The sequence below is a fragment of the Actinacidiphila sp. bgisy144 genome (assembly GCF_057708105.1).
The window spans coordinates 312156-333877 of record NZ_JBYIRM010000006.1 but is presented as its reverse complement, the minus strand read 5'-3'; the positions used below and the strand labels follow the sequence as shown (position 1 = coordinate 333877).

The following is a 21722-nucleotide window of genomic DNA, read 5'->3' as shown; positions in this document are numbered from 1 at the left end:
CTGCGGTCCCCCGGATCACTCGCCGTCGCCCGCGTCGGTCGACGCCGCCTCCGCGTCCTGCCGGGCGGAGCGGCGCAGCCACAGCAGACCGGCGACCGGCAGCACCACCGGCAGGAAGACGTAGCCGACGCCGAAGTCCGACCACACCGTCGCGTCGGGGAAGGCCGAGGAGTCGACGACGGTCAGGATGCCGACCGTGACCACGCCGACCAGCTCCGCCGAGCAGGAGGCCAGCGCCACCCGGCGGGCCGCGTCACCGCCCCGCCACAGCGCGACGGTGATCACCGCGTAGACGATCCCGGCGACGCCGGACAGGACGTACGCCAGCGGCGCCTCGTGGTACTTCGTGCTGAGCTGCACGATCGAACGGGACAGCGCGGCCACCGTGAAGACCGCGTAGACCGACAGCAGCAGCCGGCCCGGGCCCGTGCCGATCCGCGCCCTGGCCGCCGCCGGATGGGGTGACGTCACGTCGCTGCCGCCTTCCACTGTGGTGCTCCCGCTCTCAGCCATGTCCCGCTCCCCAGATCTGGTCCAACCGCAGCTCCAGCACCGCCAGCACCACCCCGCCGGCGGCCACGATCGCCGAGCCCCAACGGGTGCGCTCCGCGAGCGACATGAACGCCGCCGCCGGCACCACGCACACCGCGCCGGCCAGGTACGGCACGAACACCGCCAGGCCGTGCGCCGGCCGGTCGCCCCGGGTGAGCTGGACCACCGCGACCACGAGCTGCACCAGCACCGCGAGGGTGACCACCGCCATCCCGGCGAAGTGCCAGTCCTTCGTCGCCGAGTCGCGGTACGCGGCCCACCCGCACCACGCCGCGAGCAGCAGCGCCAGCACCGCGACCGTCCAGATGACCCCATCGAGCATGCGACGACTGTATTACGGGCGCGAGGTCCCCCCGACCGCCGGGCCACCGCCCCGCACCGCCCTTGCCGCGCGGTCGTGCCGCTCAGCCGTGCCGCACCCAGTACACGTCCGTGGTGTACGGCATCTCGATCGCCCCGCTGCCCCGCGTCGCGTCATGCGAGCCGAGCACCTCCTCCAGCTCCGCCCGCACCCGCTCCTGCCGGTCCGGACCGAGCACGGCTATGTGGCTGGAGGACATCATCCGGTCCACCACGTCGGCGACCGTCGTCGAGTGCGGGTTCGGCCAGTGCCGCTCCTCGATCACCCCCCAGCCCGCCCGCGCGGCGAACGTCTCCCGCCAGGCGCGGGCCAGCTCGCCCGGCGCGTGCGGCCCGGGGCCCGCGGCCAGCGGCGGACTGGGCAGGTCGCTCGGCGCCAGCCGGAAGTAGATGTCCTGGTAGTCCCGCACCCACGGCACCGACGTGTCGTAGGTGTTCCACACCAGCACCAGCGCGCCGCCCGGCCGCAGCAGCCGCTCCACCTCCGCCAGCGCCCGGTCCGCCTCGAACCAGTGCCAGGACTGCGCCGCCACCACCGCGTCCGCGCAGCCCCCGCGCAGCCCGGTGTCCTCCGCGGTCCCCGCCGACACCGCCACCCCCGGCAGCAGCTCCGCCAGCCGCTCACGCATCTCCGCGACCGGCTCCACCGCGAGCACCTCGGCCCCGGTCAGCGCCAGCAGCCTGGTGAACTTGCCGGTGCCGGCCCCCAGGTCGACCACCGTACGGCCCCGCTCCAGCGGCAGCGCGTCCGCGAGGTCCGCGAGCGCCGCGAGCGGATAGGAGGGCCGGGAGCGCTCATAGACCCCCGCGGCCCGCTGATAGCCGACTCCTGCTGCGTGGTGCACTCTCACGCGGGCTGACGGTAGCAGGATCGGATGACGTTCACGGATACCCCGACCGAACGGCGAGACACCCCTTCCACCCGCCCATCCCCCCTACCCTGGAAGCCAGTTCACCCCCGGCCCGCCGCGCCGGGCCCGCCGCGCGGACCCTGCCCGGCGCCCGCCGGGCGTGATGCTGCATGCTGTGCCATCCACCCATGCCCTGGTTACGGAGCACGAATGACCTCCACCTTTCCGGACATCTCACTCAGTACGGACCGGCTGGTGCTGCGCCCGTACGACGAGGACGACATCCCCGCACTCGTGGAGATGATGAACGACGAGCTGATCGCTGCGTGGACGAACGTGCCCCAGCCCTACACCGCGGCCGACGCCCTGGAGTTCGTCACCCGGAGCGCCCCCGCCGAACGCGTGCAGGGCCGCGGACTCGTGCTCGCCGTCACCGAGATGCTCACCCAGCGCCTGGTCGGCACCGTCACCCTGCAGAACACCGACTGGCGCATCCGCGGCACCGAGGCCGGCTACCTCACCGCCAGCTGGGCCCGCGGCGAGGGCTACGCCTGCGAGTCCGTCCTCACCATGTGCCGCTGGCTCTTCCGCGACCAGGGCTTCGAACGCGTCGAGCTGCGCACCGCGGCCGACAACACCGCCTCCCAGCAGGTCGCGCAGAAGATCGGGTGCGTCAGCGAAGGAGTGCTGCGCAGCGCCGGGATCGTCCGGGCCCGCCCCGACGCCGACCCGGCCGGGGCGTGGGACGAGGTCCGCACCGACCTGCTCGTGTGGAGCCTGCTGCGGGAGGACCTGGAGGAGCCGGGCACCCCGGGCGACGAGGTCCGCCCCGACGAGCTGAGCTACGCCGACTGGCGCTGAACACCCCGCGGTTCCCACCGCGGAAGAACGGACCGCCCCGGGCGGTCAGGGCCCGGGTTAGAGTTTTCCGGGGACCCTCATGACGGCTTGGAGGCGGGTGGCGATGGCCGACAGGGTCACCGTGATCGGATGGGACGGCACTCCGCTGCCCGGGGCCGCCCGGGCCGCGCTCGACGCGGCCACCCTCGTGGCCGGCACCCGCCACCACCTCGCGCTGTCGGACGTCCCCAAGGGCGCCGAGCAGATCGTGCTGGGCAGCATCGACATCGCGGCACGGCGGATCGCCGGGCACCGCGGCACCGCGGTGGTCCTCGCCGACGGCGACCCCGGCTTCTTCGGGGTGGTGCGGGCGCTGCGCGCCCCCGAACTCGGCCTGGAGGTCGAGGTCGTACCGGCCGTGTCGGCGGTCGCCCGGGCCTTCGCCAGGGCGGGCATGCCCTGGGACGACGCCCGCGTGGTGGTCGCCACCACCCGCACCCTGCGCCGGGCGGTCAACGTCTGCCGCGCCAACACCAAGGTCGCCGTGCTCACCGCGCCCGGCGCCGGACCCGCCGAACTCGCCCTGCTGCTCACCGGAGTCCACCGCACCTTCGTGATCTGCGAGGAGTTGGGCACCGAGCGGGAAGAGGTGACGGTCCTCACCTCCGACAAGGTCGCCGACCACATATGGCGCGACCCGAACGTGGTGCTGGTCGTCGGCGGGCTCGGCTCCCGCGGCCAGGGCATCGCCGCGCTCGGCGCCCCCGTCACCCACTCCGGCGGCAGCTGGATCGCCGGGCGCGACCCGGGCTTCCCCGGCGACACGCGCGGCTGGGCGCTGCCCGCGGCGGAGTACGGCGGCCGGCTCCCGGCGCAGCTGCGGGCCTTCCAACTCGCCCGGCTCGGCCCCCGGTCCGGGGACCTGGTCTGGGACATCGGCGCCGCCGACGGGTCCGTCGCGGTGGAGGCGGCCGGTTTTGGCGCCGCGGTCATCGCGGTGGACCAGGACGCCGACGCGTGCGACTGGATCACCGCGACGGCGCGCCGCGTGGGCGTCCAACTCCAGGTGGTCCAGGGCACTGCGCCGGCCGCGCTGGACGACCTGCCCGAGCCGGACGTCGTCCGGCTCGGCACCGCGGACCCGGCGGTGGCCGCCGCCTGCGCGGCCCGGCGGCCGGCCCGGATCGTCGCCGCCGCCGGCAACCGGGACGAGGCCGAGGCGATCACCCGGGCGCTGACCGACGGCGGTTACGACGTCGAGCGCTCCGTGCTCCAGACGGTCGAACTGGACAGCGACTGGGCCGAGCGTGAGCGAGCGGTGAACTTCGCGCTGTGTGGCTCCCGGCGCTGACCGCGGGCCCCGCCGCGGTGATCGCCCGACTCCCCTGACAAGGCCCCGCCGTTGCCTTCCCCGGAAGGCCAACGGGACGGGTGCGCAGCACGTTTCCGCTGGTGGCAGCGGTACTTTGCAGGTCGGTGTGAGATACGTCCCGCCGTGTGGACCAAGGGCCTGAACGCGGTCGGACCCGGGGTAGGCTGACCGACTGTTGTGCCGTCATCACACGTTGACGGGTCACCCGGCACTCCGGGCGGCCGGGTCCGACGTGCCGCATGCCGGACCCGCTCGTTAGACGTCGTAGGGGGTCGGGTCATGCAGGGCGCAGCGGCTGGAAGGAGCGAAACCGATGGGCGAGGGGCACGCATGACGGACACCGGTCAGATCCCCGGCGAGGGGCTGCCGGAGAACGCTGGCGCGGACACAGGCGCCGAAGCGCTTCTCCCGCCGCACACGGCCTTCCCCGGCAACGGCGCGCCGCAGCAGGCCGATTGGGCCGCCGCACCCGCGGGCGAGCAGCCCGCGCCCGGATACGCCTACCTCGACCACCCGGCGCCGCCCGGTGAGGGGCTCGACGACGAGGACGAAGTGCTGCTGATGCCCGGGACGCAGGGCTCCTGGAGCGACCCGCAGCCGGTGCCGCCGCCCGCGCCGGTGCAGCAGCAGGTCCCGCAGGTCGCGCACGCCGTGCAGCAGCCGGTGTCCTTGCAGCAGCCCGCGGCGGACCGGCCGATCTCCGTGGAGGTGCCGCTCGAGGTGCCGTTGGAGACGGTGGCGCAGCCGGTGATCGGCCAGGGCGCGCAGGTGTTCGTCGCCCAGCAGCCGCAGCAACCCCAGCAGGACCCGACCCAACTCCAGCCCGGGCAGCCGCAGCCGCTGCCGGACCAGTCGTTGCAGGACCAGCCGGTGCAGGCGCCGCAGCCCGGCGCGGTGCCGGACGCCGCCGCGTACCCGGTCGCGCAGGCCGACGCCGCCGACACTGCGGCCGCGCCGCAGCCGCAGCCCACCGCTCCCGGGTGGACGGCACCGGCCGAGCCGGCGCCCGCGCTCCAGCAGCCCGCCCCGCCCCGCCGCCCCCTGCACATGGGCCCGCCCGTGACCGACACTCCGAGCGGCGGCGTCTCCGTACGGTCCCTGGCCGACCGCGGCCCCGCGGTCACGGTGCCCGGCCCCGCGACGTCGGGACCGGAGTACCTCGATGTGCCGCGCGACGACCTGAACGCCATCCCGGCCCAGCAGACCGGCGAGCCCGACGCGGCCGCGGTCGTCACCCCGGGCAACCCGTGGCCCGCCGCGCCCGGCGGTGCCTCGCAGCAGTCGCTGATCCCGCACGCGGACAGCGTGCCGCGCCCGGCCGAGCAGGCCGCACCGGTGCCCATGGCGGCAGCGCAGGCGCCCGAAGCAGTCGGCGCCGTGGAAGCGCCCGAGGTGCCGCAGGAGCAGGTCCAGCCCGTCCAGCAGGAGCAGGTGCAGCAGGCCGAGGCGGCGCCGGCGGACGTGGCGCGGCCCGAGGTGCCGGTCGAGCCGGAGCCGGTGGCCGCCGCGCCCGCCCAGCCGCAGGCCGAGGCCGCACCGCAGGCCCAGCCCCCGGCCGCACCGCGGCCCGAGGGCCGACCCGACGCTCCGGCCGAGGTCCAGCCGCAGGTGAGCGAGCAGGTGCCACCCCAGGCGGCAGCGCCGGTCGCCCAGGCCGCGGCAGTACCGCCCGAGGCGGCGGCGCCCGCCCCCGCTCCCGTCCCCGCGGAGCAAGTGGCCGCGCCCGAACCGGTCGTGCCCCCGCAGGGCAGCGGTCCCGAGGCGTCCCAGGGCGCCGGGTTCACGGTGCTCCAGCCGCCGCAGGCACCGGCCCAGCCGGAGCCGGCCGCACCCGAGGCGGCCCCGGAGCAGGCGCCGGAGCAGGCGCCCGAGCCCGTCGTGGCGGCAGCGGCCGACGTCGCGCCCGAAGCCGTACCGGCCCCTGTACCGGCGGAAGTCGCGGAGGCCCCGGCCCCCGTCGAACCCCAGGCCGAGGCCGCCGCGCCGGAGCAGGCACCCGCCGAACCGGTCCCCGCCGCCCGCGGGCGTCGCGGCAAGCGCCGGGCCGCCCCGGCCGCCGCCCAGCCGGCCCAGCAGCCCGCGGCGCCCGAGCCCGAGACCGAGCGCGTTGCCGTAGTGGCGGCCGAGCCCGCGGCCGAGCAGCCCGTCGCCGAAGCGCCCGCGGACCAGCCCGCCGAACCGCCCGCCGCAGCGCCGGACGAGGCAGCCGACGCGGCACCGTCGGAAGCGCCGCAAGAGCCGGAAGACCAGGAAGACCAGGAAGACCAGGAAGCAGCACAGCAGGAGCAGGAGCAGGAGCAGGACGCCTCGGACCACGAGGAGCCCGAGCAGCAGGAGCAGCCGGCCGCCGCGCAGCCCGCGGCGGCGAGGAAGCCGGCCGCGGAACCCTACGAGCCGGCCGTGCGCGACGCCGTGCACCGGGTGATCCGCGAGCGGCGCGACATCCGCAACGGCTTCCGCCCCGACCCGATCCCGCACGACGTGCTGCTGCGGGTGCTGGAGGCGGCGCACACCGCGCCGAGCGTCGGCCACTCCCAGCCGTGGGACTTCGTGGTGATCCGCTCGCAGAAGACCCGCGAGAAGATGCACGAACTGGCGATGGCGCAGCGCGACGCGTACGCCAAGTCGCTGCCGAAGGCGCGGGCCCGGCAGTTCCGCGAGCTGAAGATCGAGGCGATCCTCGACACCCCGGTGAACATCGTGGTCACCGCGGACCCGACCCGGGGCGGCCGGCACACCCTCGGCCGGCACACCCAGCCGCAGATGGCGCCGTACTCCTCCGCGCTCGCCGTGGAGAACCTGTGGATCGCCGCCCGCGCGGAGGGGATCGGCGTCGGCTGGGTCAGCTTCTTCGACGAGCGCCAGATGGTCGCCGAACTCGGCCTGCCCGAGCACCTGGAGGTCGTCGCCTACCTGTGCGTCGGGTACGTCGACGAGTTCCCCGAGGACCCCGAGCTGATGCAGGCGGGCTGGTCGCAGCGCCGCCCGCTGTCCTGGGTCGTCCACGACGAGGAGTACGGCAACCGCGCGCTGCCCGGCGAGGAGCCGCACGACCTGCTGGAGGAGACCCTGCGGGGCATCCGCCCGCTGGACGCCAAGGCGCTCGGCGAGGCGTGGGAGCGGCAGAAGCGGATGACCAAGCCGGCCGGTGCGCTGGGCATGCTGGAGATCATCTCCGCGCAGCTCAGCGGGCTGTCCCGGCAGTGCCCGCCGCCGATCCCCGAGCCGGCCGCGGTCGCGGTGTTCGCCGGGGACCACGGCGTGCACGCCCAGGGCGTCACCGCCTGGCCGCAGGAGGTCACCGGCCAGATGGTGGCCAACATCCTCGGCGGCGGCGCGGTCTGCAACGCGTTCGCCAACCAGGTCGGCGCCGAGGTCTGCGTCATCGACGTCGGGGTGGCCGCCGAACTGCCCGCCACCCCGGGGCTGCTGCCGCGCAAGGTGCGCCCGGGCACCGCGGACTTCACCGCCGGGCCCGCCATGAGCCGCGAGGACGTCCTCAAGGCGATCGAGGTCGGCATCGAGACCGCGCGCGACCTGGTCTCCGCGGGCAACAAGGCGCTCCTCACCGGTGAGATGGGCATCGCCAACACGACGTCGTCCGCGGCGATCGTCGCCGTCTACACCGGCGCCGACCCCGCCGAGGTCACCGGCCGCGGCACCGGCATCAACGACGAGATGCACGCCCGCAAGATCGACGTCGTCCGGCGCGCGCTCGAACTCCACCGGCCCGAGCCCGACGACCCGATCGGCGTCCTCACCGCGATCGGCGGGCTCGAACACGCCGCGATGGTGGGGCTGATGCTCGGGGCCGCAGCGCTGCGCACCCCGGTCGTGCTCGACGGCGTCAGCGCCGGCGCCGCCGCCCTGGTCGCCCGCGCGATCGCCCCGGAGGTGCTGGCCGCCTGCATCGCCGGGCACCGCAGCGCCGAGCCCGGGCACGTCGCCGCGCTCACCACGCTCGGGCTGCGGCCGCTGGTCGACCTGGACCTGCGGCTCGGCGAGGGCACGGGGGCGCTGCTCGCGCTCCCGCTGGTGCAGAGCGCTGCGCGGGCCATGCACGAGGTCGCCACGTTCGACGCCGCGGGCGTCACGGAGAAGGGGTAGCCGGCAACCGGGCCCGCGCCGGGTCCGGTTGCGGCACGCCGCAGTGAGCCGCGCTGCGGGCAGCGAGGCGCCTTACCGCTCTGCCGTACCGGGGCGCGGCCGCCCGCGCCACCGGGCGGCGCTGTGCCGTACGACCGGCGCGGCGCCGCGCCGTAGAGTTATGAACCCCTGCACGATCAAGGAGCCCTCATGCCGCACGACGACGCCCCCGCGTACCCCGTAGGGTTGCGGCTCGCCGGGAGGCGGGTCGTGGTGATCGGGGGCGGCCAGGTGGCCCAGCGGCGGCTGCCCGCGCTGGTCTCGGCGGGCGCCGACATCCTGCTGGTCTCGCCGTCGGCGACCCCCTCGGTCGAGGCGATGGCGACAGCCGGCGAACTGCGCTGGGAGCGCCGCACCTACCGTGCGGGCGACCTCGCGGACGCCTGGTACGTCCTGGTGGCGAGCACCGACCCTGCCGCCAACGCCGCGGCGAGCGCCGAGGCGGAGGAGCGCCGCGTGTGGTGCGTACGCAGCGACGACGCGGACGCGGCGACCGCGTGGACCCCGGCGACCGGCCGCAGTTCGGGCGTCACCGTCGCGGTGCTGACCGGGCACGACCCCCGGCGCTCGGCGGCGGTGCGGGACGCGGTCGTCGCCGGGCTGCGCGACGGCACGCTGGGGGCGCCGCACCACCGCGCCCGCACCGGCGGGGTCGCGCTGGTCGGCGGCGGCCCGGGGGACCCGGACCTGATCACGGTCCGCGGACGGCGGCTGCTGGCCGAGGCGGACGTGGTGGTCGCCGACCGGCTCGGCCCGCGCGACCTGCTCGACGAACTCGGGCCGCACGTCGAGGTGATCGACGCGGCGAAGATCCCGTACGGCCGGGCGATGGCGCAGGAGGCGATCAACGCGGCGCTGGTCGAGCACGCGAAGGCGGGCAAGGCCGTGGTGCGGCTCAAGGGCGGCGACCCGTACGTCTTCGGGCGCGGCATGGAGGAGGCCGAGGCGCTGGCCCGGGAGGGTATCCCGGTGACGGTGGTGCCCGGCATCTCCAGCGCGATCAGCGTGCCCGCCGCCGCGGGGGTCCCGGTCACGCACCGGGGCGTCGCGCACGAGTTCACCGTGGTCAGCGGGCATGTCGCGCCGGAGGACCCGCGGTCGCTGGTGGACTGGGCGGCGCTGGCCAAGCTGCGCGGCACGCTGGTGCTGCTGATGGCGGTGGAGCGGATCGCGTCCATCGCGGCGGCGCTGGTCGCCGAGGGGCGGCCCGCGGACACCCCGGTCGCCGTGATCCAGGAGGGCACGACCGCGGCGCAGCGCCGGGTGGACGCGACGCTCGGGGACGTCGGGCAGCGGGTCGTGGCGGCCGGGGTGCGGCCGCCGGCGGTGATCGTGATCGGCGAGGTGGTGGCCGTGGGCGGGGCGGTCGCGGACGCGGCGCGGGCGGCGGGTACGTACGGGCCCGGGGGCGAGGGGTCGACTGCGCCCAGCGCGTCGGGTTCCTCCGGTTCCGATACGGGCGGCGGGACGCGTGGCTGAACCGGTCCCCGTCACGGACCCGGCCGACCTGCGGCTGACCGACTACACCTCCCTCACCGACGTCGAGCTGCGGCGCCGCCGCGAACCGGCCGAGGGCCTGTTCATCGCCGAGGGCGAGAAGGTGATCCGGCGCGCCCTGGCCGCCGGTTACCCGATGCGCTCGATGCTGCTGTCGGCGAAGTGGCTCGGTCCGATGCGCGACGTGATCGCCGCGGCCACCGCGCCGGTGTACGAGGTCACGCCGCAGCTCGCCGAGCAGGTCACCGGTTACCACGTGCACCGCGGTGCGCTCGCCTCGATGGCCCGCACCCCGCTGCGGACCGTGGACGAGCTGCTGGCCGGGCTCGGGCCGGGGCCGCGCCGTGTCACCGTCTTCGAGGACACCGTCGACCACGCCAACCTCGGGGCCGCCTTCCGCTCCGCCGCCGCGCTCGGGGTGGACGCGGTCCTGCTCAGCCCGCGCTGCGCCGACCCGTTCTACCGGCGGGCGGTCAAGGTCTCCATGGGCGCCGTCTTCTCCGTGCCGTGGACCCGGCTGGACAACTGGCCGTACGACCTCGAACTCCTGCGCGCGCACGACTTCACGCTCGCCGCGCTCTGCCAGGCCGACGACGCCGTCCCGCTCGACGACCTCGCCGCCCGCCGCCCCGCCCGGCTCGCCCTCCTGCTCGGCACCGAAGGGGACGGGCTCACCCCCGCGGCTCTGCGGGCCGCCGACACCCGCGTCACCATCCCCATGGCCGCGGGCGTCGACTCCCTCAACGTCGCCGCCGCCTCAGCCGTCGCCTTCTACGCCACCCGCCCCTGACCCCCCTCACCCCCCGCTCAGCGCAGCCGACCGGCGGGGCTAGGCCGCTGAGCAGGTGGCCGGGGTGTCCTCGTAGGCGGCGGAGAGGCGGATCAGCTCGTCGAGTTGATCGTGGGACCTGGTCAGGGCGTCGATCTGGGACCTGATGCGGGCGCGCTCGTCCATGAGCCGGCGCGTCATCTGCGGGGTCGCGACGAGCGTGTCCAGGAACGGAAGGATCTGCCGGATCGCCTTGCTGGCCAGGCCGGCGGCGTAGAGGAGCTGGATGAACTTCACCCGCGCGACGGCGGACTCGGGGTACTGCCGGTGGCCGCTGGGGCTGCGGTCGGCGACGACGAGCCCCTGCTCTTCGTAGTACCTCAGCGCGCGGACGCTGACTCCCGCGCGTTCGGCCACCTTTCCGATCCGCATGGCACCTCCGTCGCTCCGGACTTGATCCTCACGTTGACGTGAGGTTCTAGCGTACGTCGTATGAACATCAACGGAGCCACCGCGCTCGTCACCGGAGCCAACCGCGGCATCGGCCGCCACCTCGCCGCCCAACTCCTCGAGCGAGGCGCGAAAGTCTACGCGACCGCCCGTCGTCCCGAGTCCGTCGACCTCGACGGCGTCGAGGTCCTCGCCCTGGACATCTCCGACCCGGACGCCGTCACCGCCGCAGCCCGAGCGGCGGGCGACGTGAACCTGCTCGTCAACAACGCCGGCACCGGAGGCGGCGCCCTGCTCGGCGACCTGGAGGCGGTCCGTGCCGCCTTGGACGTCAACTTCTGGGGCACGCTGTCGATGGCCCGCGCCTTCGCACCGGTCCTCGCGGCGAACGGCGGGGGCGCGATGGTGAACATGGCTTCCTCGGCGTCATGGTTCGTCTTCCCCGGCAGCAGCGCCTACGCGGTCTCGAAGGCAGCGGTCTGGAGCATGACCCGGGCGCTGCGCCAGGAGTTGGCCGGTCAGGGCACGCTCGTCACCTCGGTACATCTCGGGGCGGCCGACACCGACATGATGAAGGGCTACGACGTGCCCAAGATGGACCCGGCCGATGTCGCCCGCATCACCCTCGACGGCGTCGAGGCCGGCGCCGTCGAGGTGGTGGTCGACGAGTTCACCGAATTGGTCAAGGCGTCATTGAGCCGCGACCCGAGGGAGTTCGACGAGCAGCTGCACCAACTGCTGAACCCCTGACCGCGGTCCGGGACGCCACCCGGCCGCGACCGTCATTCCGCAGGTCGGCAAAGGCTCACTGCGGAGGCGGCGGGGGCAGGTGGAGGAGGGGCGCCAGGGCGGCGCGGTGGCGGCCTGGAGTGCCCAGAGCGATCTCGTCGGCCTTGGCGCGCTTGAGGCGGAGGTGGAGGGGATGCTCCCAGGTCATCCCGATGCCGCCGTGGAGCTGGACCGCTTCCTCGGCGGCGTGGACGGCGACACGGGCCGCGTAGGACTGGGCGACCGCGACGGCCACGGGGGCGTCGGGCGAGCCGGTCGCGAGGGCGTCGGCGGCCGCGCGGGCGGCGGCCCGTACGGAGACGACCTCCAGCCACAGGTCGGCCAGCCGGTGCTTGAGGGACTGGAAGGAACCGACCACCCGGCCGAACTGGTGCCGCTGCCCGAGGTGGCGAACCGTTTCGTCAAGGCACCACTGCGCCAGGCCCAGTTGCTCGGAGGCGAGCAGGCCCGCGCCGGCCAGCAGCGCCGCCTCCAGCGCGGCGGCAGGATCGGCGGCGGGCAGCGGGCGGGCCGCGGCACCGTCGAAGGAGACGTCGGCCAGCGGCCGGGTCAGGTCGAGCGAGGTGAAGGGCGCGACCGAGGCGTCCGCGGCGGCCACCTCGTACAGCCCGGGGCCGTCCGGGCCCACCGCGGGGACCACCAGGACGTCCGCGCCGGGGGTGTCCGCGACGCTGGTCACCCGCCCGGTCAGGCGCCCCTCGGCGTCGGCCCGTACGGTGGCGGGGAAGCCGCCGCCGGGCGCCGCGGCCAGCGGCACGGCCAGGGTGGCGCGCACCTCGCCCGCGGCGAGCCGCCGCAGCAGCGCCGCGACCGTACCGCCCGCCGCACCGCCGGCCACGCCCGCCGCACCGCCGGCCACGCCCGCCGCACCGCCGGCCGCCTCGTCGCACGCCAGCAGCGCCGAGGTGGCCAGCACCGCACTGCCCAGGAACGGCACCGGCGCCACCGCCGCGCCCAACTCCTCCAGGACGACGGCCACTTCACGCGCACCCGCCCCCTGCCCGCCCAGAGCCTCGGGCACCAGCAGCCCGGCGAGCCCCAGTTCGGCCGCGAGCAGCCGCCACAGCTCGGGGTCGTACGGCTGCGGACCCTCCACCCGGGCGACCACCGCCTCGGGCGGGCAGCGGTCGGCGAGCAGCGCGCGGACGGTGCCGCGCAGGTCATCCTCGATGTCGGAGTAGAGCAGGTCGGGCGAGCCGGCGGGCGCGGGGCGGGCGGGGGCGGCGGTCATCGGGGCAGGTCCTTCCATGCGACGTCCTTGTCGGTCCGCGGTTCCGAGGGCAGCCGCAGCACCCGTTCGGCGATGATGTTGCGCAGGATCTCCGAGGTGCCGCCCTCGATCGAGTTGCCCTTCGCCCGCAGATAGCGGTAGCCGGCGTCGCGGCCGTAGAAGTCGACGCTCTTCGGGCGGACCATCGTCCAGTCCGAGTAGCGCAGCCCGTCCTCGCCCAGCAGCTCCACCTCCAGCCCGCTGATCTGCTGGTTCAGCCGCGCGAACGCCAGCTTCAGGCCCGCGCCCTCCGGCCCGGGGGAGCCCGCCGCGAGCTGCTGCCGGACGCGTTCCGCGGACAGCCGCGCCACCTCCGCGTCCACCCACGCGGACAGCAGCCGGTCGTGCAGCTCGGACGTACGCAGCTCCGGCCGCTCCCGCCACGCCGCCGCGGGCCCGGCGATCATGCCCGCCTCGCGGGGCAGCACCGTGCCGCCGATGGCCACCCGCTCGTTCGCCAGCGTGGCCTGCGCGACCCGCCAGCCGTCGCCGACCTCGCCGAGCCGGTGGGCGTCGGGTATGCGCACCCCGGTCAGGAAGACTTCGTTGAACTCGGCCTCGCCGGTGATCTGGCGCAGCGGCCTGACCTCGACACCGGGGTCGGTCATGTCGCACAGGAAGTACGTGATGCCCTGGTGCTTGGGCGCTTCGGGGTCGGTACGGGCGATGAGGATCGCCCAGCGCGCGTTGTGGGCGCTGGAGGTCCACACCTTCTGGCCGTCCACGATCCAGTCGCCGCCGTCCGGTTCCCGGACCGCCCGGGTGCCGAGCCCCGCGAGGTCCGAACCGGCGCCGGGCTCCGAGAACAGCTGGCACCACACCTCCTCGCCGGTCCACAGCGGCCGCAGGAAGCGCTGCTTCTGCTCCTCGGTGCCGTAGCGGAGGATGGTCGGCGCGGCCATGCCCAGGCCGATGCCTATGCGGCGCGGGTCGTTGGAGGGCGCCCCGGCGGCGGCGAGTTCGGCGTCGACCACGGCTTGCAGCGACCGCGGGGCGCCCAGCCCGCCCAGGCCCGGCGGGAAGTGCACCCACGCCAGCCCCGCGTCGAACCGCGCCCGCAGGAACTCCCCCGGCCGTACGGCCTCCGGCGGGTGCGCGGCCAGCAGCGCCGCCACCTTGGCGCGCAGCGCCGCGGCGTCCACGGTGCCGTCCCCTGCCTCCTTGCCCTGACCCATCGCGCAGCCGCCCTTCCGTCACCACCACTCTAAGCAAGCGCTTGGAAAGCTACCCGACCCGGGCGCCGCTGCCTACCCCCATGGGGAGCGGTGAGCGCATACGGCGAAGGGCCGCGGCCGGCCGGAGCCCCGCCCCGGCGCATCGCCCGGGCCCGCGCGGGCACCGCGCGGCGCGGCAGGGCGCCCACCAGCACAGGGGCCCCGGATGCCGTTGCGCCGGGGACGCCGGGGACGCCGGGGAAGCGGGGGGACCCAAGGACCGGGGGAACCCGGGGACCGCGAAGGAGCCCCGGGACCAGGGAGACCCGCGGGGTCGGGGGAGCTACACCGCCTGGAGGACCGCGATGCAGGCCGCGGCGATGAGGGTGACGATGACGAAGACGAACACCCGCTGGCGCAGCAGCCGCCGACGGGAGTCGGGCACGCCGGGACGGCGCGGCGCGGGCGTGCGGTTCGCCGGAGTACGGCCGGTGGGGGTGCGGCCCGCGGGGGTCCGCCCGGCGGGCGTGCGGCCCGCGGGAGTGCGCGGCGCGGGCCTGCCCGCGGGAGTACCGGGGGCCGGGAAGCCGCCGGACGGCCGCGCCGCGGGAGTCCGCGCCCCGGAGGGGCGGCCCGCGGGCGCCACCGCGGCACCGCGCTCGGTCCGCTGCTGCGCGTACTCCTCGGCCCGCCGCCCGGTGGGCCGCTCCGGCCGCGGCGGCCGCACCGCGGACAGCCCCCGCGCCTCGCGCGTCGCGATCTCCGCCAGCCGCTCCGACAACTGCACGGTGCTCGGCCGCTCCTCGGGGTCCTTCGCCAGGCACGCGTGGACCAGCGGCGCCAGCGCGTCGGGCACCCCGACGAGGTCGGGCTCCTCGTGCACCACCCGGTAGAGCATCACCTCGGAACTGCCCTGCCCGAACGGCGAGTCCGCGGTCGCCGCGTACGCCAGCGTCGCCCCGAAGGCGAACACGTCCGTGGCCGGGGTGACCGCCGCACCCCGCACCTGCTCGGGCGCGAGGAACCCGGGCGAGCCGACCGCCGTCCCCACGTGGGTCAGCGTGCTCGCCCCGGTCGCCCACGCGATCCCGAAGTCGATGATGCGCGGCCCCTTGGGCGACAGCAGGATGTTCGACGGCTTGAGGTCGCGGTGCACCACCCCGGCCTCGTGCACGGCCACCAGCCCCTCCGCCAGCGCCGCCCCGATCGAGGCGACCTCGGCGGCCGGCAGGATGCCCGCCTCGGCGACCTTGTCGTGCAGCGACGGCCCGGGCACGTACTGCGTCGCGAACCAGGGCCGCTCGGCCTCCAGGTCCGCGGCGACCAGCCGCGCGGTGCACCCGCCCCTGATCCGCCGGGCTGCCGACACCTCGCGGGCGAACCGGGACCGGAACTCCTGGTCCTCCGCCAGCTCCGGCCGGATCACCTTGAGCGCCACCCGCTGCCCGCGCTTGTCCGCGCCCAGGTACACCACGCCCATGCCGCCCGCGCCGAGCCGCCGATGCAGCCGGAACGAGCCGACGACCCGCGGGTCCTCGCGCCGTAGCCGCATCATCGCCATGTGTGTGTCCCCTACCTCCGGCGGTGGTGGCCAGGCCCCCGCTCCGCTTCGCTGGCCGGTCGGCCGTCCACAGCTTACGTACTCAAGTCCCCGTGTGCGGTGATGCCTCGCAGGCGACGGGCCGTGAATTGTCAGTGCCCGGTGGCATTCTGAAGATGCGGGAGATGACGGAAGCGGCAGGCCGGGGCCGGGAGCGGCGGCCTCGGGCACCGCCTTGCGCCCCTTCCCGTGCAGTCGCCAACGGGCAGTCCACCAAGGGGGAGTGACGCCGTGAAGGGTGATCGTGTGGAGATAGTCGTCGACGCGGGAGACAGCACCCGCACGTATGAGGTGAGCGCGACCCGCGCCGGCCGCCGGGTCGAGACGGCGGTGCGGCGCGGTGTGGTCGAGGTGAGCGAGGTCACCCGCAGCGGTACGCCGGTGCGGACCGCCCGTTTCATGGCCACCCGGGTGCTCGCGCTCGTCGAGCACCCCGTCCCCAGGGAGGACCCGGCCCCGGCACCCGCCCCGGCCCCGTGAGCCCGTCCCGTGGGCCCGGCTGTCCGCGGCCCGCGGGCCCGACCGCGCCCGGACGGCCTCCGGGACACCCCTGAGAGCCGCGGAGACGGTGTCCACCCAGGGGAGTAGGCAGCCGTCGGGACGTCATCCTGCGGGAGGCCGGAAAGCTGTCCGGAGGCATGACGACCCGGCCCGGCCCGGACCGTAGATTAGGAGTCGAGCGGCGGGCGGGTACTCGTCCCCCGAGGTCAAGCGCCCGCCGCTCCACGAAGTGCACACGGATTTCGGTCACCGCCGCACCCGCGGCGGGATCGCACAGACGTCGTCCGTGATCGGCCTGTTGGGGCGTCACACCACGCTTCAGGCCCGGAAGAGCGGTCCGGGTCGGGACTCACCGGTCAACCCCGTGGGGACGGGGGTAGGACGGACGGCAGCGGTTGCCCGGGTATCAGCCGATACCCGGGCACAGCGCTGTTTCCGCGTACGGACGCCCACGCGGCCGGGCCATGCGGGGCGGGTTCGGCGCTTCCGCGCCTTCCGACGAACCCGCCCCGACCGGTACTCGGCTCGGCAGCAAACGTGAGGGCCGGTAACCCTGTGGGAACACCGGCCCTCATGTCGTGATGACGAGATTTTCGGCACCTTATTCGAGGAGTGCACGCCAACCCGGCTGTCACATCGGCTCGTTCAGGACCGGGGGAGCGGGGCGGCGCCCCGACGGCGGTTTCCGCGCGCCTGTTGCCGTCATCTCGGCCGTGGGCCAGTAAAGGTGACCGCAGCCGCGGCCACGCGGTAATAGGGTGGACGATACTGGGATTGAACCAGTGACCTCTTCCGTGTCAGGGAAGCGCTCTCCCGCTGAGCTAATCGTCCGGGATGGTGCCGGCGGTGCGTGCGCGATACTGGGATTGAACCAGTGACCTCTTCCGTGTCAGGGAAGCGCTCTCCCGCTGAGCTAATCGCGCGGGGGGTGGAACGGTGGAGCAGCGGCCCCGGTCGGGGGCCAGTGGACGATACTGGGATTGAACCAGTGACCTCTTCCGTGTCAGGGAAGCGCTCTCCCGCTGAGCTAATCGTCCTTGGAGGTGGAGACGGGATTTGAACCCGTGTAGACGGCTTTGCAGGCCGTTGCCTCGCCTCTCGGCCACTCCACCACAGCGGGGGTTCGGGATGATCCCCCACATCGAGCGGACGACGAGATTCGAACTCGCGACCCTCACCTTGGCAAGGTGATGCTCTACCAACTGAGCCACGTCCGCAGGTGCCGCCACCGTGGACTGCTCGGCGACGAGTTGAACTCTAGCGGATTCCCGGTCCAGCTCAAAAACCGGTTTCCGCAGCGTGCCGGGGCAATGACAAGCTGTCGACGGCGAAGCGGCCGGTCGCGGGAGCCCCGCGGCCGCCTCCGCGGAGCGCCCCGCAGGCCGCTCACCTGCGCGGTCCGGCCCGTCCCCGGCACTCCGCCCGACCCCCGGGAATCCCGTGCACGCCTCCTGCGAACCGCCCCCCATCGCCCGCTTCGGCCCGCTGCTGGCCACCGACCTGCGCGATGTCACCGACGACGTGGCCGCGCTGGACTCGTCCGGCTTCTGGGCCGTCGCCGCGGACTTCGACGGCCGTACGGTCTGCGCCCGCTTCGGCGACGTCCGGCACGCCCCCCGGCCCGCGCCGCCGCCCGCCGCCACCCCCGCCGACGTCGCCGCGCGCACCGGCTGGCGCGGCCCCGACCCGCGGAGCTGGACCTCCTCCATGGACCGGGCCGGATACGAACAGGGCGTCCGCGAGATCCGGGCCAGGATCGCCACCGGCGAGGTCTACCAGGTCAACCTCTGCCGCGTGCTGACCGCGCCGCTCCCCGCGCCGTACGGCGACATCGACGCGCTCGGCGCGGTCCTCGCCCACGGCAACCCGGCACCGTACGCGGGCGTCATCCGGCTGCCCGCCCACGGCGTGGAGATCGCCACCGCGTCCCCCGAGCTCTTCCTGCGCCGCCGGGGCGACACGGTGGAGTCCGGCCCGATCAAGGGCACCGCCCGCACCGCCGCGGACTTCCTCGCCAAGGACCACGCGGAGAACGTGATGATCGTGGACCTGGTGCGCAACGACCTCGGCCGGATCTGCGCCCCCGGCACCGTCACCGTGCCCGCCCTGTGCGCGGTCGAGCCGCACCCCGGCCTGGTGCACCTGGTCTCCACCGTCCGCGGCCGGCTGCGGCCCGGCGCGGGCTGGCCGGAGCTCTTCGGCGCCGCCTTCCCGCCCGGCTCGGTCAGCGGCGCGCCCAAGTCGAGCGCGCTGCGGATCATCGCCGAGCTGGAGACCGCCCCGCGCGGCCCGTACTGCGGCGGGATCGGCTGGGTGGACGCCGACCGGCGCACCGCCGAACTCGCCGTCGGCATCCGCACGTTCTGGATCGACCGGGACGTGCCGGGCGGGCCCGTGCTGCGGTTCGGCGCGGGCGCGGGCATCACCTGGGGCTCCGACCCGGGCGGCGAGTGGGCCGAGACCGCATTGAAGGCCGAGCGGCTGCTGGCGGTAGCGTCGGAGGTGTACCCCGCGGCGCGCGAGGCACCGGCGCAGCCCAGCGGCGGCATACACGGGACAAGCGGCACCCGCGGGGTATGAAGGGCACGGCGGGCCCTTCAGCGGCCTTCGAGGACGCGGCGCCCGGCCCGGGCGCGGCACACGGCGGTGAAAGGACAGTGCGGTGAGGATCTGGGTGGACGGCGGGCTGCGGGACGCGGCCGACGCCACGGTGTCGGTGTTCGACCACGGACTTACGGTCGGCGACGGCGTCTTCGAGACGCTCAAGGCCGAGCACGGCCGGGCCTTCGCGACCACCCGCCACCTGCACCGGCTGGCCCGGTCCGCCGCCGGCCTCGGCCTGCCCGAGCCCGACCTCGACGAGGTCGCCCGCGCCTGCGCGGCGGTGCTGGAGGCCAACCCGATGCCGATGGGCCGGCTGCGCATCACCTACACCGGCGGCCTGTCCCCGCTCGGCTCCGACCGCGGCGACGCCGGCCCCACCCTCGTGGTCGCGCTCGGCCCGGCCACCGCCCGCCCCGACACCACCGCCGTGGTCACCGTGCCCTGGACCCGCAACGAGAAGGGCGCGCTGACCGGCCTGAAGACCACCTCCTACGGCGAGAACGTGGTCGCGCTGGCCCGCGCGCACGCCGCCGGGGCCTCCGAGGCGCTCTTCGCCAACACCCAGGGGCAGTTGTGCGAGGGCACCGGCTCCAACGTCTTCGTCGCGGTCGGCGGGCGGCTGCTCACCCCGCCGCTGGCCTCCGGCTGCCTGGCCGGCATCACCCGCGCGCTCGTGGTGGAGTGGGCCGGCGCCGAGGAGGCCGAACTGCCGCTGAGCGTCCTCGCGGAGGCCGACGAGGTCTTCCTGACCTCCAGCCTGCGCGACATCCAGGCCGTGCACCGCGTCGACGACCGGACACTGCCCGGCGCCCCCGGGCCGGTCACCGCCAAGGCGATGCGCGTCTTCGCCGAACGCGCCGCCGCCCACCCCAATCCTTGATCCTCAGGAGCACCGCGGTGACCACCACCCTGCGCCCGGCGGACCCGGTCCGCACCGGGGCCGACGGCTCGCGCTCCGCCACCTACACCGTCTGCGTCAACAGCCGCCCGGTCGGCGCCGTCCTGGTCGGCACCGACCGGCGCTACGGCCCGACGGTCGGCCGGATCGACGCGCTGCGGATCGACGAGCCGGACCGCCACCGCGGGCGCGGCACCGTGGCCGCGCTCGCCGCCGAGGAGGTGCTGCGGCAGTGGGGCTGCACCCGCGTGGAGACCACGGTCGGCGCGGACATGGCGTACGCCCTGCGGATGGCCGCGTCCCTCGGCTACACCGAGCGCAACCGCACCATGCTGCTCACGCTGCCCCAACCGCCCGCCCAGGACAGCCCGGTGCTGCCGCCGGACACCTCGCTGCGCCTGATGCGCGAAGACGAGTACGCCGCCTGGCGCGCCCGCGAACGCGACGGCTACATCGCCGTCCTCACCGGCACCGGGGTGCCGCACGACCAGGCCGAGCGGGAGGAGGCGGCCGGCTTCGACAGCGCCTTCCCCGAGGGACTGGACTCGCCCGGCGCCCTGGTGCTGGTCCTCGAACGGGACGGCGCGCCCGCCGGCCACCTGGCCTGGATACGCCTCGCCGACCCGTCCTGGGTCAGCTCCGTGGAGGTCGCCCCCGAGCACCGCGGACGCGGCTTGGGCCGTGCCCTGATGCGCGTGGCGGAGGGCCTGACCCGAGAGGGCGGCGCCACCACCCTCGGGCTCAACGTCTTCACCGCGAACACCCCCGCGCGCCGGCTCTACGAGTCGCTCGGCTACCGCACCACCAACCGCCACTTCAGCAAACCGCTGCTGTAGCCGGGCGCTTCCGCGGCAACTCCTCCCGCCGCGGCTGCCTCCGTTGCGATTCAGCCGAGCAGGCGGTCCGCGATCTGCTCGATCCGCTCGCGCAGCCCCTCCTGCGACCTGGAGCCGTCCAGGAGTTCGCCGCCGATCTCGTACGTCGGGGTACCGGTGACGCCGATCGCCTTGCCCTCTGCCACGTCGGCGTCCACCACCAGCAGGTGCCGGCCGTCGATCAGCGCGGTCTCCACCTCCTCGGCGTCCAGGCCGAGTTCGCCGGCCGCCTCCACGAGCACCGGCTCACCGCGGTCGGCCAGCTCCGCCACCCGCCCGAGCACCGCCTCCGCGTACGGCCAGCCGCTGCCCTGCGCGAACGCCTCCTCGTACGCCTGCGCGGCCGCCTGCGCGTGCTGGTGCTTGGCCAGCGGGAAGTGCCGGAAGCGGATGTCGAGCGCGGCGCCGTACCGCTCGCGCAGCGCCCGCAGGTCGGCCAGGGCGCTGTGGCAGTCCGGGCACTGCAACTCGCACCAGACGTCGAGCACAGCGGGGGAGGGGGTGTCGGTCATACGACAAGTCTCCCACCTGCGGAGGAGGCGCCCGACAGCCGAACCCGGAGATGCCCCCCATATTCCGGGGCGGGGGGCGCCCCGTCATGGCCCCGGGGGGCTCGGGCGAGGCAGGATGGGAGGGACCACGCTCGCGGGGCCCCGGCCGGCCCCCGGGCCGAACCGCAGCCGCAGGAGCCGCCGGATGCTGACCGACACGCTGTGCGCCGCCCTGTCCGCGGGCGGCCTGGCCATCGCGATCGTGACCGCCTACCGCCGCCGGTTCCTGGCGGCGACGCGGATCGCCGCGATCTCCCTGCTGCCGGTCGGTCTCGCGCTGGCCGGGCTGGTGACCCTGGGCCGCAAGGTCGGCACCGCCACCGGCGACTGGGCGGTGGACCTCGTCTTCAAGCCGTCGGTGTGGCTCGGCTTCGGCGTCATCGCCTGTTCCGCGGTGCTGTTCGGGATCACCCGGCTGGTGTCCGGCCGGCGCGGGCGGCGCGGCGGGGCCGGTGCCGCGGGCGCCGCGGGTGCCGCCTCCTCGGCCGGCGCGTCGTCGCCCGCCGCCGTGCCGGGCGCTGGCGCGCCCGCGCTGAGCGGGGGCCGGCGGCGCTCGGGCGGTGCCGGAGACAGCGGCCTGTCGGAGTTCGCGGACATCGAGGAGATCTTGAAGCGGCGCGGGATCTGAGGGGTTTTCCGGCCC

19 protein-coding genes and 5 tRNA genes are annotated in these 21722 nt (G+C 75.3%); 11 read left to right on the top strand and 13 right to left on the bottom strand.

What is annotated here, in order from left to right; translation table 11 throughout:
* Window positions 1-15 precede the first annotated feature (15 nt).
* The 3 genes from AC3EVP_RS10245 to AC3EVP_RS10235 form a co-directional block, all read right to left on the bottom strand.
* Window positions 16-513: a hypothetical protein gene (locus AC3EVP_RS10245; RefSeq protein WP_435128246.1), complete on the bottom strand. Its 498-nt coding sequence runs from the start codon at window positions 511-513 to the stop codon at window positions 16-18.
* Complete coding sequence (locus AC3EVP_RS10240) at window positions 506-874, bottom strand: hypothetical protein (protein ID WP_435128244.1); 369 nt, start codon at window positions 872-874, stop codon at window positions 506-508. The genes AC3EVP_RS10245 and AC3EVP_RS10240 overlap by 8 nt, the downstream gene beginning before the upstream one ends.
* Before the next feature lie 82 nt (window positions 875-956).
* Entirely contained in the window at window positions 957-1763 is an 807-nt protein-coding gene (locus tag AC3EVP_RS10235) for a class I SAM-dependent methyltransferase (RefSeq protein ID WP_335975579.1), read from the bottom strand.
* 210 nt (window positions 1764-1973) lie between these two features.
* Between AC3EVP_RS10235 and AC3EVP_RS10230 the strand changes: the two genes are divergently transcribed.
* The 5 genes from AC3EVP_RS10230 to AC3EVP_RS10210 all read left to right on the top strand — a co-directional run bounded on the left by AC3EVP_RS10230 (window position 1974) and on the right by AC3EVP_RS10210 (window position 10408).
* Window positions 1974-2624 (top strand): GNAT family N-acetyltransferase, encoded by a 651-nt coding sequence (locus AC3EVP_RS10230; protein WP_335975585.1) that lies wholly within the window; start codon window positions 1974-1976, stop codon window positions 2622-2624.
* Between the two features lie 103 nt (window positions 2625-2727).
* Entirely contained in the window at window positions 2728-3954 is a 1227-nt protein-coding gene (cbiE, locus tag AC3EVP_RS10225) for a precorrin-6y C5,15-methyltransferase (decarboxylating) subunit CbiE (protein ID WP_335975589.1), read from the top strand.
* A 351-nt stretch (window positions 3955-4305) separates the two neighbouring features.
* Window positions 4306-8082, top strand: a complete 3777-nt coding sequence (cobT, locus tag AC3EVP_RS10220; RefSeq protein ID WP_435128241.1) for a nicotinate-nucleotide--dimethylbenzimidazole phosphoribosyltransferase — start codon at window positions 4306-4308, stop codon at window positions 8080-8082.
* Between the two features lie 189 nt (window positions 8083-8271).
* Window positions 8272-9600, top strand: coding sequence for a uroporphyrinogen-III C-methyltransferase (cobA, locus tag AC3EVP_RS10215; RefSeq protein WP_435128239.1), 1329 nt, complete (start codon window positions 8272-8274; stop codon window positions 9598-9600).
* Entirely contained in the window at window positions 9593-10408 is an 816-nt protein-coding gene (locus tag AC3EVP_RS10210; RefSeq protein WP_435128237.1) for a TrmH family RNA methyltransferase, read from the top strand. Before cobA ends, AC3EVP_RS10210 begins: the two co-directional genes overlap by 8 nt.
* A 39-nt stretch (window positions 10409-10447) precedes the next feature.
* On the opposite strand, the gene AC3EVP_RS10205 is transcribed toward AC3EVP_RS10210, so the two are convergent.
* Complete coding sequence (locus AC3EVP_RS10205; RefSeq protein WP_435128235.1) at window positions 10448-10819, bottom strand: MerR family transcriptional regulator; 372 nt, start codon at window positions 10817-10819, stop codon at window positions 10448-10450.
* Window positions 10820-10879: 60 nt separating this feature from the next.
* Here AC3EVP_RS10205 and AC3EVP_RS10200 point away from each other — a divergent pair, with 60 nt between their 5' ends.
* Window positions 10880-11587 (top strand): SDR family oxidoreductase, encoded by a 708-nt coding sequence (locus AC3EVP_RS10200; RefSeq protein ID WP_435128233.1) that lies wholly within the window; start codon window positions 10880-10882, stop codon window positions 11585-11587.
* Between the two features lie 55 nt (window positions 11588-11642).
* On the opposite strand, the gene AC3EVP_RS10195 is transcribed toward AC3EVP_RS10200, so the two are convergent.
* The 3 genes from AC3EVP_RS10195 to AC3EVP_RS10185 all read right to left on the bottom strand — a co-directional run bounded on the left by AC3EVP_RS10195 (window position 11643) and on the right by AC3EVP_RS10185 (window position 15611).
* A complete protein-coding gene (locus tag AC3EVP_RS10195; protein ID WP_435128231.1) occupies window positions 11643-12875 on the bottom strand; it encodes an acyl-CoA dehydrogenase family protein in 1233 nt (410 codons plus the stop codon).
* Window positions 12854-14071, bottom strand: coding sequence for an acyl-CoA dehydrogenase family protein (locus tag AC3EVP_RS10190; protein WP_435128229.1), 1218 nt, complete (start codon window positions 14069-14071; stop codon window positions 12854-12856). Before AC3EVP_RS10190 ends, AC3EVP_RS10195 begins: the two co-directional genes overlap by 22 nt.
* A 322-nt stretch (window positions 14072-14393) precedes the next feature.
* The gene (locus AC3EVP_RS10185; RefSeq protein WP_435128227.1) at window positions 14394-15611 is read right to left on the bottom strand and encodes a serine/threonine-protein kinase; all 1218 of its coding nucleotides are present in this window, start codon (window positions 15609-15611) and stop codon (window positions 14394-14396) included.
* Between the two features lie 270 nt (window positions 15612-15881).
* On the opposite strand from AC3EVP_RS10185, the gene AC3EVP_RS10180 reads away from it, so the two are divergent.
* Window positions 15882-16130 (top strand): hypothetical protein, encoded by a 249-nt coding sequence (locus AC3EVP_RS10180; RefSeq protein ID WP_335975628.1) that lies wholly within the window; start codon window positions 15882-15884, stop codon window positions 16128-16130.
* A gap of 780 nt (window positions 16131-16910) precedes the next feature.
* Here the strand turns inward: AC3EVP_RS10180 and AC3EVP_RS10175 are convergent.
* The 5 genes from AC3EVP_RS10175 to AC3EVP_RS10155 form a co-directional block, all read right to left on the bottom strand.
* Window positions 16911-16982 (bottom strand) — tRNA-Val (locus tag AC3EVP_RS10175).
* Window positions 16983-17002: 20 nt separating this feature from the next.
* Window positions 17003-17074: transfer RNA gene (locus AC3EVP_RS10170), tRNA-Val, on the bottom strand.
* 42 nt (window positions 17075-17116) lie between these two features.
* Window positions 17117-17188 (bottom strand) — tRNA-Val (locus tag AC3EVP_RS10165).
* 1 nt (window position 17189) lies between these two features.
* Window positions 17190-17263: transfer RNA gene (locus tag AC3EVP_RS10160), tRNA-Cys, on the bottom strand.
* A 32-nt stretch (window positions 17264-17295) separates the two neighbouring features.
* A tRNA-Gly gene (locus AC3EVP_RS10155) sits at window positions 17296-17368 on the bottom strand.
* A gap of 223 nt (window positions 17369-17591) precedes the next feature.
* On the opposite strand from AC3EVP_RS10155, the gene AC3EVP_RS10150 reads away from it, so the two are divergent.
* The 3 genes from AC3EVP_RS10150 (at window position 17592) to AC3EVP_RS10140 (ending at window position 20489) form a co-directional block, all read left to right on the top strand.
* Window positions 17592-18731: a chorismate-binding protein gene (locus AC3EVP_RS10150; protein ID WP_435128225.1), complete on the top strand. Its 1140-nt coding sequence runs from the start codon at window positions 17592-17594 to the stop codon at window positions 18729-18731.
* 82 nt (window positions 18732-18813) lie between these two features.
* Window positions 18814-19635: an aminotransferase class IV gene (locus AC3EVP_RS10145; RefSeq protein WP_435128223.1), complete on the top strand. Its 822-nt coding sequence runs from the start codon at window positions 18814-18816 to the stop codon at window positions 19633-19635.
* A 17-nt stretch (window positions 19636-19652) separates the two neighbouring features.
* Window positions 19653-20489 carry a GNAT family N-acetyltransferase gene (locus AC3EVP_RS10140; RefSeq protein ID WP_435128221.1) on the top strand — a complete coding sequence of 279 codons (837 nt, stop codon included), beginning with the start codon at window positions 19653-19655 and terminating at the stop codon, window positions 20487-20489.
* A 50-nt stretch (window positions 20490-20539) separates the two neighbouring features.
* Here AC3EVP_RS10140 and AC3EVP_RS10135 read toward each other — a convergent pair whose 3' ends face one another.
* A complete protein-coding gene (locus AC3EVP_RS10135) occupies window positions 20540-21040 on the bottom strand; it encodes a DsbA family protein (RefSeq protein WP_435128219.1) in 501 nt (166 codons plus the stop codon).
* Between the two features lie 184 nt (window positions 21041-21224).
* Here AC3EVP_RS10135 and AC3EVP_RS10130 point away from each other — a divergent pair, with 184 nt between their 5' ends.
* A complete protein-coding gene (locus tag AC3EVP_RS10130) occupies window positions 21225-21707 on the top strand; it encodes a hypothetical protein (RefSeq protein ID WP_335975646.1) in 483 nt (160 codons plus the stop codon).
* Window positions 21708-21722 lie beyond the last annotated feature (15 nt).